This is a genomic window from Dyella sp. NPDC103356 (assembly GCF_055584465.1).
Genome location: NZ_JBVJLZ010000002.1, coordinates 333,938 through 346,253 on the forward strand (window position 1 = coordinate 333,938; position 12,316 = coordinate 346,253).

The 12,316-nt window shown below is 63.2% G+C and carries 14 protein-coding genes; all 14 read right to left on the minus strand.

What is annotated here, in order from left to right:
* Positions 1-2: 2 nt before the first annotated feature.
* Positions 3-1,103 carry a homoserine O-acetyltransferase MetX gene (gene metX, locus ACZ6WW_RS04860; RefSeq protein ID WP_465273216.1) on the minus strand — a complete coding sequence of 367 codons (1,101 nt, stop codon included), beginning with the start codon at positions 1,101-1,103 and terminating at the stop codon, positions 3-5.
* Positions 1,103-2,137, minus strand: coding sequence for a tetratricopeptide repeat protein (locus tag ACZ6WW_RS04865; protein ID WP_465273217.1), 1,035 nt, complete (start codon positions 2,135-2,137; stop codon positions 1,103-1,105). The genes metX and ACZ6WW_RS04865 overlap by 1 nt, the downstream gene beginning before the upstream one ends.
* Positions 2,134-2,580, minus strand: coding sequence for a cytochrome c-type biogenesis protein (locus ACZ6WW_RS04870; protein ID WP_465273218.1), 447 nt, complete (start codon positions 2,578-2,580; stop codon positions 2,134-2,136). Before ACZ6WW_RS04870 ends, ACZ6WW_RS04865 begins: the two co-directional genes overlap by 4 nt.
* Complete coding sequence (locus ACZ6WW_RS04875) at positions 2,580-3,122, minus strand: DsbE family thiol:disulfide interchange protein (protein WP_465273219.1); 543 nt, start codon at positions 3,120-3,122, stop codon at positions 2,580-2,582. Before ACZ6WW_RS04875 ends, ACZ6WW_RS04870 begins: the two co-directional genes overlap by 1 nt.
* Positions 3,119-5,095, minus strand: coding sequence for a heme lyase CcmF/NrfE family subunit (locus ACZ6WW_RS04880; protein WP_465273220.1), 1,977 nt, complete (start codon positions 5,093-5,095; stop codon positions 3,119-3,121). The genes ACZ6WW_RS04875 and ACZ6WW_RS04880 overlap by 4 nt, the downstream gene beginning before the upstream one ends.
* A gap of 88 nt (positions 5,096-5,183) precedes the next feature.
* Positions 5,184-5,654, minus strand: coding sequence for a cytochrome c maturation protein CcmE (gene ccmE / locus ACZ6WW_RS04885; protein WP_281848319.1), 471 nt, complete (start codon positions 5,652-5,654; stop codon positions 5,184-5,186).
* Positions 5,655-5,678: 24 nt separating this feature from the next.
* Positions 5,679-5,876, minus strand: coding sequence for a heme exporter protein CcmD (ccmD, locus tag ACZ6WW_RS04890; protein WP_281848320.1), 198 nt, complete (start codon positions 5,874-5,876; stop codon positions 5,679-5,681).
* Complete coding sequence (locus tag ACZ6WW_RS04895) at positions 5,873-6,631, minus strand: heme ABC transporter permease (RefSeq protein WP_465273221.1); 759 nt, start codon at positions 6,629-6,631, stop codon at positions 5,873-5,875. Before ACZ6WW_RS04895 ends, ccmD begins: the two co-directional genes overlap by 4 nt.
* Positions 6,632-6,635: 4 nt before the next feature.
* Positions 6,636-7,322 carry a heme exporter protein CcmB gene (ccmB, locus tag ACZ6WW_RS04900; RefSeq protein WP_465273222.1) on the minus strand — a complete coding sequence of 229 codons (687 nt, stop codon included), beginning with the start codon at positions 7,320-7,322 and terminating at the stop codon, positions 6,636-6,638.
* Positions 7,323-7,487: 165 nt separating this feature from the next.
* A complete protein-coding gene (ccmA, locus tag ACZ6WW_RS04905; RefSeq protein WP_465273223.1) occupies positions 7,488-8,114 on the minus strand; it encodes a cytochrome c biogenesis heme-transporting ATPase CcmA in 627 nt (208 codons plus the stop codon).
* A 53-nt stretch (positions 8,115-8,167) separates the two neighbouring features.
* A complete protein-coding gene (locus tag ACZ6WW_RS04910) occupies positions 8,168-8,566 on the minus strand; it encodes a DUF3293 domain-containing protein (RefSeq protein WP_465273224.1) in 399 nt (132 codons plus the stop codon).
* A complete protein-coding gene (locus tag ACZ6WW_RS04915) occupies positions 8,559-9,962 on the minus strand; it encodes an FAD-dependent oxidoreductase (RefSeq protein WP_465273225.1) in 1,404 nt (467 codons plus the stop codon). Before ACZ6WW_RS04915 ends, ACZ6WW_RS04910 begins: the two co-directional genes overlap by 8 nt.
* 175 nt (positions 9,963-10,137) lie before the next feature.
* Positions 10,138-10,635, minus strand: coding sequence for a polyhydroxyalkanoate synthesis repressor PhaR (gene phaR / locus ACZ6WW_RS04920; RefSeq protein WP_281848326.1), 498 nt, complete (start codon positions 10,633-10,635; stop codon positions 10,138-10,140).
* A 101-nt stretch (positions 10,636-10,736) separates the two neighbouring features.
* Positions 10,737-12,290 (minus strand): DHA2 family efflux MFS transporter permease subunit, encoded by a 1,554-nt coding sequence (locus tag ACZ6WW_RS04925; protein WP_465273226.1) that lies wholly within the window; start codon positions 12,288-12,290, stop codon positions 10,737-10,739.
* Positions 12,291-12,316 lie beyond the last annotated feature (26 nt).

The following is a 12,316-nucleotide window of genomic DNA, read 5'->3' on the forward strand; positions in this document are numbered from 1 at the left end:
CCTTAAAGCTGAGCCAGAAACCCGCCGATCGCCCGGCTGTAGTTCTCGATATCGACCAGAAAGGCGTCGTGGCCCTGGGGGGAGTCCAGCGCGACGAATTCGACCCGCGCACCGGCCGCTTCCAGCCCCTCGGCGATCTGCTCCTGCTGCTCCAGCGGAAACAGGATATCGGTGCTGACGCCGATCACCATCGCCTGCTCGATGCGGATGCGCTTGAGGCCTTCCTGCACGTTGCCGTTGCCGTACTCGGCCATGTCGAACCAGTCGCTGGCGCGCGACAGGTAGAGGTAGCTGTTCGGGTCGAAGGTGTGCACGAAACGGCGTGCATGGCCTTCGAGATAGGACTCGACCTCGAATTCCAGGCCGAACGGATCGTCGTCGCGCTCTTCCGGGTTCAGCCGGATGCGGGCGAAACGGCCGTTCCATTCCATCGCCGAGCGATAGGTGATGACGCCGAGCTTGCGCGCGATAGCCATGCCGGTATCGGGATAGCGTTCATCGGTGTAGAGCCCTTCGTTCCAGTTCGGATCGAGTCGGATCGCTTCGCGTTGCAGCGAGCGGATCGCGATGGCGAAGGGCTGTGCCTGCGGTGCCGTATCGACACTGATATGCGCACGTACGCTGCCCGGATGCAGCAGCATGTAAGCCAGCGCGCTCATGCCGCCCATCGAGCAGCCGATCAGGCAGGCCAGTTTTTCGATGCCCAGGCCGCTTACCGCTGCATGTGCTGCGTTGGCGACGTCTTCCAGCGACAGCTCGGGAAAGCTCAGGCGATAGGCGCTACCGGTGGCCGGATCGATCGACGCCGGGCAGGTCGAGCCCTTGTCGCTGCCCAGCGAATTGACGCAGATGACGAACCAGCGATTCGTATCGATGGCCTTGCCTGGGCCGATCATCGCTTCCCACCAGCCGGACGAGGGGTCTTGATCGTTCGATGCGGCATGCGCACTGGGCGAGAGGCCGGTGAGGATCAACACGGCATTGTCGGCGGCAGGGCTGAGTTTGCCCCAGGTTTCAAAAGCGACCTGCGCGCCATGCAACTCGCCGCCGCGCTTCATGGCAAAAGGCGAGGGCAGTTCGTGGTAGCGGCGCGCGTCGTTCATCAATGAACCTTGTCGATAGTGATCTTGATCGGAGTCTTGCTGGCCACGTCGACCACGCCGGCATCGCCTTCCAGGTCGCCGCTCTGCGCGATCGCCTGGCCGCTCTTGCTGATGCGGGCACCGACGAACACACGGCTGGCGGTGGACAGGCGCAGCTGCGGGGCCATCGCCATGGCGTCGGTGAGTGTGACATGCATTGGCCATGCGGCCGGCGCGAGTTTGGCGACAGCCAGCGGCATCGGTGGGCCTTGCTCGGCACGCGCGTAGACGAACAGTGCATCGCCCGCAGCCAGCTTGTTTTTCAATGCGGGCGACAGGCTGACTTCGACTTGCAGCGCAGGGCCGTTGGCAGCGGCGGTCGATGCCGAAGCGGGCTGGGGGCCGGCGCGCGATTCGGCGGCGACAATCTGTTGGGCTACGGCCTGCGCCACTTTCGAGCTGGGATCCAGCAGCGGTTGCAGCTTGCGCCAGGTGGCCGCGGCCTCGGCGAATTGATCGTGCTGAAACTGGCTGATACCGAGCAACCACAGGCCGCGCTGATTGTCGGGTTCCAACTGCACCGCGTGTTGAAGCAGCTCAAGCGAGCGGCCGTCGATCAGGTGGTCGCTGCGCTGAATCGAATCGGCTTCGGCCCAGCCAACCATGGCGGCGGTATTGTTGGCATCGAGGTCGAGCACCTTGCCGTAGGCATCGCGTGCTTCGCTACCCTTATGCATCGCGCTATAGGTCTGCCCGAGCAGCAGCCAGCCCTGCACGTCGTCCGGCTTTTGCGCCAGATGCTGCTGCAGCTCGGCCACGGCCTGATCGATATTGAGCGGCGCTTCCTTGGGCACGCCGTTCAGCGCGACAGGCGTACCGACCACGAGATACAAACCGACGGCGGCCAGCGGCAGCAGCAGCGTGATGACCAACGCCAGCACGAAAATCCGGCGAGGATAGCCTTCGCCGCGAGCGCGGCGAATCATCGGAACCAGAACGAGCGCCAGCGCCACGACAACCATCGCGGTGGCGATGGCATAGAAACCGAATATCACCAGTCGTCCCCTTGGTCGATCGTAGCCGTATCGATCGGCGTGCCGGCGCGACTGCGCTTGCGCACGGTAAACACCACCACGCCCGCACCTGCCAGCAGTATCACCAACGGTCCGAACCACAGCAGCAAGGTGCTTGCCTTGACTGGTGGGTCGTACAGCACGAAGTCGGAATAACGGTCGACCAGATATTGCTTGATCTGCGCGTCGCTCTTGCCGGCCTGCATCTGTTCGAACACTTCGTGGCGTAGGTCGCGCGCGAGGTCGGCATTGGAATCGGCCAGATTCTCGTTCTGGCAGACCAGGCAGCGCAGTTCACTGGTCAGCTTCTGGAAGCGTACTTCCTCGGCGTGGTCCTTGAACGGCAGCGGATCGATCGCCTGCGCAGCAAGCGTGCCGCACATCAGCAACAAGGCAACGCAAACGATAAGGCGCAGGGCGCGCATCACGGCTGCTCCTTCGCCAATGCGGCGATGGCCGGCTTGAGTTCCTTCGCGATCACATCAGGCGTCAACGGACCGATGTGCTTGTAGCGGATAACGCCCTTGCCGTCGACCAGAAAGCTTTCCGGCGCGCCATACACGCCGAAGTCGATCGCCGTGCGGCCTTCGCGGTCGACGATGATCAGGTCGTAGGGGTTGCCATGCTGGGTGAGCCACGCCTTGGCATCTTCCGGTGCATCCTTGTAGTTGTAGCCGACCAACGGCACGCCGATGTTCTTGCCGTCGGCCATCAACACCGGATGCTCTTCGCCGCAGGCGACGCACCAGCTTCCAAAGACATTGATCAGATACGGCTTACCCAGCAGCGTGTCGCGGCTGACGGTTTGCGCGGGATCGTCCAGCTTGGGCAATGCGAAAGCTGGCGCTGGTTTGTTGATCAGCGGCGACGGCACTTCACGCTGGTCGTGCTGCGTGTTCCACCAGATACCGAAGCCGAACAGCACTACCAGCAGCAGGAAGCCGAAGAAAGGAATCAGCCGACTCATGCCTTGGATTCCTTCAACGGCGTTGCTTTGGTGGTCTTGGCGGGTGCTTCCGCACGGCTTGCACGGAAGCGACGCTCGCCGGCACTGACAAAGCCACCCAGCATCATGAACAGGCCGCCGAGCCAGATCCAGCGGATGAAGGGCTTGTGATAAAGCCGCAAGGCCCACGCGCCTTCGATGCTGTTCGGATCCATCGGTTCGCCGAGCGCGACGTACAAGTCGCGGGTAATACCCGGATCGATCGCCGACTCGGTCTGGATCTGCCCACGCGAATACATGCGTTTCTGCGGATGCATCACAGTGACCGGCGTGCCGCTACGCGATACGGTGACCGTGCCTTGGTCGGCTTTCCAGTTCGGGCCTTCGGTTTCGCGCACGCCATCGAAACGAAATTCGTAGCCGCCGATCACCTGGGTCTCACCCGGTGCCATGCGCACATCGCGCTCGACGCTCAAGGATTCGGATAGCAACACACCGGCCAGGAAAATGCCCACGCCAAAATGCGCCAGCAACATGCCGGCCATTTCGGCTGGGTAGCGGCGGCCACGCGGCATCTCGCGCCAACGCTTGAACACATAAAGCAGCGTGCCGACACCGGTCCACACCGCCGCAGCAACGCCAGCCGTAGCCTTCGCGTTGCCGTCGGTAACGATCGCGGCAACGATGGCGCAGGCGATCGCGGCAAGGCCCGCACGCCACAGCACCTTCTTGAGCGTGGGCATGTCGCTCTTGCCCCAGCGCAGATACGGGCCGAACGGCAGCAGAAGCACGACTGGCAGCATCAGTAGGGTAAACAGGAAGCCGAAGTAGGGCGGCCCCACCGAAATCTTGCCCAGGTTCAAGGCGTCGCCGATCAACGGAAACAGCGTGCCCAGCAGCACCATTGCCGCGGCGACGGTCAGCATGAGGTTGCCGATCAGCATCGCGGTTTCGCGCGAGACCAGGGCAAATGCCTTGCCCCCGGCGACCTTGGGCGCGCGCAGCGCATACAGCAGTAGCGAGCCACCGACGACGACAATCAGGAAACAAAGGATGAAAAGCCCGCGGCGCGGATCGGACGCAAACGCATGCACCGAGGTCAGCACGCCCGAGCGCACCAGGAAGGTGCCGAGCAGGGACAGCGAAAACGCAAAGATCGACAGCAGGATGGTCCACGCACGCAAGGTGCCGCGCTTCTCCGTGATCGCCTGCGCGTGTACCAGTGCCGCACCGACCAGCCACGGCATGAAGCTGGCGTTTTCGACCGGATCCCAGAACCACCAGCCGCCCCAGCCCAGTTCGGCATACGCCCACCAGCTACCGGCAACGATGCCCGCCGACAGGAAACCCCAGGCGATATTGGTCCATGGCCTGGCCCAGCGCACCCACGCCAGTTCGAGCTCGCCGCCGAGCAGGGCGGCGATCGAGAACGCGAACGCCACCGAGAAACCGACGTAGCCCATGTAGAGCACCGGCGGATGGAACGTCATGCCGGGGTCTTGCAGCACGGGATTGAGATCGCCACCGTCCGCCGGCATCGGCAACATGCGCAGGAACGGGTTGGACGTGAACACGATAAAGGCGAGGAAGCCGACCGCCACCAGACCAAGCACGCCGAGCACGCGTGCGACGAATACCTCAGGGAGATGACGGCTCAATGCAGCCAACGCCACCGTCCACAGGTTGAGGATAAAAATCCACAGCAGCAGCGAACCTTCGTGCGCACCCCAGACGGCGGCGATGCGGTAGTACCAGGGTAGGGCGAGGTTCGAATTGTCGGCGACATAGCGCACCGAGAAATCGAAATGCAGGAAGGCGCTGACCAGGATGAAAAACGCCGCGGCCACGAACACGGCTTGTCCCGCAGCTGCGGGGCGCGCGACGGCGATCAGCGCGCGATTGCCGCGCCAGGCGCCGATCAGCGGCAGCACGCCCTGCGCCAGGGCGAGCAGCATGGCGAGGATAAGCGCGAGTTGGCCGAGTTCTGGGGTCATGATTACCGGGACTTGAAGGAGGAAAAACGCACGACGGAAGGGAAAAGCTCAACCATGTGAATTCCGTTCGTGAGCAGGTCGGTTCATGCTATTCGCCTTCGGGCCGCGCCGCGTTGCCACCCAAGCCGGGCTTGCCCTGATGGGCCTTGGCCATGGCGTCCTTCAGTTCCTTGGGCATATAGGTTTCGTCGTGCTTGGCGAGCACTTCGTTGGCGATAAAGCGCGCGTTATCCATATGGCCGGTCGCGATCACCGATTGGTTGTCGCGAAACAGATCCGGCAGGATGCCTGTGTATTCGACCGGCATGTTGCCGCCGGCATCGACCACGGTGAAGGTGACTTTGAGCGAATCGGGGCTGCGCTGGATCGAGCCCGCCTTCACCATGCCGCCAAGGCGAAAGGTCTTGTAACGGGTGGCTTCGCCCGACTGGACCTGGCTCGGCGTAAACAGGTAATTCATGTTCTGCTGCAGGGCGAACACGATCAGCGCGACCGCGACCGTTGCCGCAGCGACGACGAGAAGCACGATGATGAGCCGACGTTTGCGAGTGGGATTCATGGAGCGCTCGTTGGGGGCTTCGCGTTACGACGAAGCCGATGGAGTACGGGGCGTGCGTTCCTGCCGCGCAGCCTGACGCGCAAGACGCGCACGCAGTTCGCGCAGGTTGCGGCGGCGGCGCAGGGCGGGAGCGATGAAGTCCGCGATCAGCACGATAAAAAACACGGCATAGGCCGGCCAGACATACGCCGCGTAACCGCCCATGGCGAAGAACGCATTCATGCGTGCGCCTCGCTCTCGGCGATCTGGCGTACCCAGTCCTTGCCGCTTTCCATCGCCAGCAGATCGGTGCGTGCACGGCCGAACAGGCTGGCGACGTAATAGAACTTGGTCGCAGCCATCATCGTCAGCAGCGGCCACAGCATGCTGCCGACCATCTTCGATGGGCCGAGCAGGCGCACGGTGGAGCCCTGATGCAACGTGTTCCACCAATTCACCGAGAAGTGCACGATCGGTACGTTGATCACGCCGATGATCGCCAGGAACGCGGCAGCGCGCGCGCCTTGGCGGCGATCTTCGAAGGCGTGATAGAGGCCGATGACGCCCAGGTACAGGAACAGCAGCACCAGCTCGGAAGTAAGTCGCGCGTCCCAGGTCCACCAGGTGCCCCACATCGGCTTGCCCCAGAGCGAACCGGTGACCAGGGTGATAAAGGTGAACGAAGCGCCGATCGGCGCCGACTCCATCGCAATGACCTCGGCCAGCTTGACGCGCCAGACCAGGGCGATGAACGACGCTATCGCCATTACAAAATAAATAAAGAGACTCATCCAGGCGCACGGCACGTGGATGAAGATGATCCGGTAGGCATCGCCTTGCTGATAGTCGGCCGGCGCAAGCACCAGGCCGCCATAGAGCGCCAGCGCGGCCAGCACGACTGCCAGGGCGATAGCCCAGGGGCGCACGATGCCGGCGAAGCGATAGAAGATCGGTGGCGAACCGAGCTTATGTACCCAGAGCGGGATCCATTTGGCCATACGGTCAGGCGTCCAAGGCTATGCGGAGTGCGATGGCACAAGCCAATGGAGCCAGTACCAGCGCCAGAACCAGTCCGGCACCCAGCCAAGCAATCGGCGCTAACCACGGCAGCCCTTGTTGTGCCGCGGCGACAGCACCGGCGGCAAAGATCACCACCGGCACGCAAAGCGGCAGCAGCATCAAGGCCAGCAGCATACCAGAGCGCCGCGTACCGGCTGTCAGCGCCACCAACACCGCGCCGAGCAGGCTGAGCAGGGGTGTTGCCAGCACTAACGCCAGCATCAACACCGGGATGACAGCGTTCGGCAAATGCAACATGCCGGCCAGCAGCGGCGAGATCACGATCAGCGGCAGCGCGGTGGTCAGCCAGTGCGCAAGAATTTTCATGCCGAGCATCAGCGCCAACGGCTGCGGCGCGACGACCAGTTGTTCCAGCGAGCCGTCTTCGATATCGCTGCGGAACATGGCGTCGAGCGCCAGCAGCATGGCCAGCAGCACGGTGACCAGCACCACGCCGCCGGCAATGCGTTGCAGCAGGGTGTCTTCCGGGCCGAGGGCAAAGGGGAATAGCGTGGCGACGATCAGCGCGTAGAGCACCGGCATGGCGATGTCACCGCGGCGACGCCAGGCGAGGGTGAGGTCGCGGCGGAGGATGGCCGAGCAGGCGGCGGTCAGGGAGGGGCGGGTCATGAGAGTGCCTGGGCGAAGAGCGCCCCCTCACCCAACCCTCTCCCCCGGCAAAACCAGGGGAGAGGGCTCAAATAGGCGAAGCCTCGAATCTTGCCCAACGCTGCTCCCTCTCCCCTGGCTTTGCCGGGGGAGAGGGTTGGGGTGAGGGGGGCTCTTGCACGCAACTCACCCATGCAACCGAATCCGTTTAGGCTCACCACCCACAAAACTCACCGCACCATGACTGGTCACCAACACCGCACCACCTTGAGCCACCTGCTGCTCGATTAATCGATTGACCAGCTCGATGCCGTGACGGTCGAGATTGGCGTAGGGCTCATCCAGCAACCACACGGTCGCCGGCACGATCAGCAATCGAGCGAGCGCAGCACGCTTCTTTTGCCCAGCGGACAGGCGTCGGGTCGGCTCGTCTTCATAGCCCGACAGACCTACGGTGGCGAGCGCCGCCTCGGCCTGCACGCCATCGCGACATCCATACAGGCCCGCCGCCGCGGCGAGATTTTCGCGTGCGCTCAAATCAGCCTTGAGACCCAGCTGGTGCCCTAGAAAAAGTACCTCGCCTGCACAAAGATCCCGATGCCAGGGCGCGTCTCGCCAACGCAGCTCGCCTTCATCGATATGCAGCAAACCGGCCAGCACGCGCAGCAACGTCGTCTTGCCGCTGCCATTGTCGCCTTCGACCAGGGCGACTTCTCCCGCATGCAGGCTGAAGTCGAGCGGGCCGAATACAGGCTCGTCCTGCCGATAAAACGACAGGGCGCGTGCTTCGAGCAATGGAGTGGCAGCGGTCATTCCGTCGATTGTCCGCAATGGCTGGCGCGCTTGTCCATGCGGTGCGCTGCCGCTCAAAGGATGCGCAGCATGGCGGGGCCGGCGGCTTTGCCATGGATATAGGCATTCTGCCGATAACGACGGGCATAGGTATCCATCGTTGTCGTGTCCGGGCCGATCGCGAACAGGCTCGCCTCACGCCAGGAGCTACCCACACCTTCAGCCGCGACGATGGCCTCGCAGCAGGTTTTCAGCTCACCCAGCAGGCGATGCTGCGCATCACGATTGTCCGCCCGCGACCGAGGTTCGGAGTGCGGGTTCCAGGCGGTCAGCACGCTCCAGCTACCGGTACCGACCAGGGTGACCAATGCCGGTGGCAGCGGCGCATCGATGCGGATGGCTGCCCAGCCGCCACGCGCCAGGCGCACCCGATAGATGGTGGCCCGGTACGCGGCGAGCAAGGTTTCATCCATGCCGCAATTCGGGCAGTGGAGGCAAGGTGGCGAGCAAGGTCGTTACCGCAGCATCCAGATTGACGCTGGCCGCTTCGGTCGAGCCGCGCAGCAATTGCTGCAGCAATTGATCCTGGGCGCGGCCGCGCTCGAACGCGTAGGCATAGGGCAGGTGCGTAAAGGTGACCATGCGATAGCGCGCCATGAAATGCTGCGGCGCGCGTTCGGCCAGCAAGGCGCCGAGTTCGCGCTTGGCCAGATAGTGCGGATCGGCGACCGAGTCGCGCATTTCCACATAGTTCTCTACCGCCATCGCGGCAATCGCGTTGGCGTTGGGCTGGCGAATGCGCTGGAACTGGTCGAAGACACCGGCGGTGTCGTGCGGCTGCTCGGCCAGCAGATCGGCCAGGACCACCGTGTCTTCGAAGCCGCAGTTCATGCCCTGGCCGTGGAACGGGACGATGGCGTGGGCGGCGTCGCCGATCAGCAGGGCGCGGCCGTCGATATGCCAGCGGTCCAGATAAAGCGTCGACAGGCTGCCGATCGGATGACTGTCGTAGTCCTCGGCAAAATCCGGGATCAAGGGCAGCAGGTCGGGAAAGTCGTCCCGGAAAAACGCTTCTGCTTCCGTGGCGGTCGGCAAGGTGGCAAAGCTGGGATGCGGCCCCTGGGCGGGCAGGAACAGCGTGACCGTAAAGCTGCCCTCGGTATTGGGCAGCGCAATGCACATATAGCCGCCGCGCGGCCAGATGTGCAGGGCGTGCGGCTCCAGCGCGAACTGGTCGTGACCGCCGGCTTCACGCAGCAAATCGGCCGACAGCTTGGAGCCGGGCGGGATTTCCAGCTCCTTGTACGCGTGGCCGAGTGCTTCGACGCGTTCACCCAGCGGCGAATGGGCATTCATGGCCATGCGCAGTGCGGAACCCGCGCCGTCGGCGCCGATCACGATCGGCGCATCGATATCGCGCTGCGTGCCCTGTTCGTCGATCAGGCGGATACGGCCGGCGTCGAAATCGGCGTCATGCAGCGATTGCCCGAAATGCAGCCGCACACCAGCCGCTTCTGCAGCATCGAGCAACAGCATGTTCAAAGCGCCGCGCGATACCGACCAGATGACCTCGCTGTCGTCCACGCCATAGCGTTGCAGGCCCGAACGGCCATCGCGCGTATGCACCATGCGACCGCGCATCATCACGGCGCGCTGCATGACCTGATCGGCAAGACCGGCGGTGCGCAACGCCTGCAGGCCGCGTTCGGCCAGGGCCAGATTGATCGAGCGCCCGCCGATAAAGCCCGCTTTGCGCGGATCGGGGCGTTTTTCGAAGACATCGACCGTGAAGCCACGGCGCGCCAGTTGCTGGGCCAGCAGGGCGCCGACGAGGCCGCCGCCGATAAGAGTGATCGATGCTTGCGCCATGCTGCGACCCGTCAGAAGAATCCGTCCACTTTGTGCAAGGCGAGGCCGTTACGCAAGAGGTTGCATTTGCAAGTAATCGGGCCTTATTGCCAGATAAGGCAAGCGCGATGCCGCGAAGCAGCACGTGTTGTGCTGCAACGGTCTGTTACAGGTATCGCGACCCGTGTAGCGGCGATCAGCCGGGCTTCTTGGGACCAGGGCGGTTGGCGGGGTTGGCCGGATTGGTCTGCGTCGCCACGTCTAGGAAGCCGCGCTGCATCGATTTCCAGGCATCCATGTTCCGCTCGGTCAGCTCGTTGAGCATCGACCACGGGGTCTGCCCAAGCAGGCTGTTGAGCTGGGTGCGGAATTGCTGCTGCTGGTCCAGGAAGACCTGCAGGCTGCGCTCCAGATACGGGCCCATGAAGCCCTGCAGCGAATCGCCGTAGAAACGGATGATCTGGCTGAGGAGCTGGGGCGACAGCATCGGCTGCCCCTTTTCCTCATGCTCGGAGATGATCTGCAGCAAGACCGAGCGGGTCAGATCCTCGCCGCTCTTGGCGTCGCGGACTTCAAAGGTTTCACCGTCCAGAACCAGCTGACGGACTTCTTCCAGCGTGATGTAGCTGGAGATTTCCGTGTCGTAGAGCCGGCGGTTCGGATACTTCTTGATGGTGCGAATTGTTTGTGCCATGCGTCACAACCTAACAGAAGGTATTGCGGCGCACCAGTCGCTTACATGAAATTTTTGCTGCACCCGAAGGTGCAGCAAACCTGTATACAGCAAGTGGTATTTCAGTGGCCTACGGCACCGCCGGCGCTGCCAAAAGGCGGCTTGGCCAGCCAAAGCAGCGGAATCAGCGCCAGGAACAGCACGGCGCATACCCAGAACACATCGTTGACTGCCAGCGTGAGGGCCTCGCGTGTGACCAATTGGTCGACCAGTGCCAGTCCGGTTTTTCCTGTCGCGCCCATCTGGGAAAGCTGCTGCAGAAAGCTGGTTGCACCCGTCGAGGCGGGGTTGACGCTTTCGGTCAGCACGGCATGGTGGAATTCGCCGCGGTGCTGCCACAGCGTCACGGATGCCGCGGTCGATACGCTCGAACCCATGGTGCGGCAGAAGTTGGCCAGGCCGGAGGCACTGGCGATGTCTTCTCCGGGCAGGCCGGACAGGTAGATCTGGTTGAGCGGAATAAAGAAGCAGGCGATACCGGCGCCCATCACGAAGCGCGGCAGCACCAGCGTGGCGAACGAGGCGGAGCTGTCGAAGCTGGCAAACCAGTACGAGGTGCCTGCGAAAATCATGAAGGCCAGGGTGACCACCGCGCGCAGTTCGAGCCGGTTGATATTGGCGCCGATCACCGGCGCCATCAGGAAAGCGAGAATGCCTACCGGTGCGGTCGCCAGGCCGGCCCAGGTGGCGGTGTAGTTCAACGTGGTCTGCAGCCACAGCGGAAACACCACGTTGATGCCGAAGAACGCCATCATTCCAAGCGATAGCGCGGTAACGCCGATAGTGAAGTTGCGTCGCTTGAACAACGACAGGTCCACCACCGGATGCTTGGCATGGATCTCCCATACGATCAGGAAGGTCAGGCAGACCAACGCGGTGATGCCCAGCGCCAGGATCATCGGCGAGGCGAACCAGTCGTTGTCGTTGCCGTTGTCCAGCATGAATTGCAGTGAGCCCACGCCGACCACCAACAGGAGCAGGCCGATGACGTCGATCGGCGTGCGCGATATTTTGGTCTCCCGCTTGCGCAGCAGGGCCCAGGTGATCACCGCCGCGAGCAGGCCGACTGGGACGTTGATGTAGAAAATCCACGGCCAGGAGAAGTTGTCGGTCAGCCAGCCACCCAGGATCGGGCCGAAGATCGGCGCCACCACCACGGTCATCGCCCATAGAGCCAGGGCAATGCCTTGCTTGGCTTTCGGATAACTCGACAGCAGCAAGGTCAGCGACAACGCCACCATCGGGCCGGAACCGGCGCCCTGCAGCAGACGGCAGATCACCAGCATCGGCATGCTGCTGGCCAGGCCGCACAGCATCGAGAACACCACGAACAACAGCACCGAGGCGACGAAGGTCTTCACTTCACCGAAGCGCTTGGCCAGCCAGCCGGTCAGCGGCTGCATGATCGCGCTGGCCAGCGCGTAGGAGCTGATGGTCCAGGTACCTTCGCTGGAGCTGACACCGAGGCTGCCGGCGATATGCGGTACGGCGACGTTGACGATCGTCATGTCCAGCACCTCCATGAAGGTGCTGAAAGCCACGGCGATCGTCAGCAGCACCAGCGGACCGCCATGCAGCGGTTTCAGTGGAGCGGCTTCGTTGGGCGTTGAGGACATGGTCGAGTGCCGTCAGGGAAAGGGAC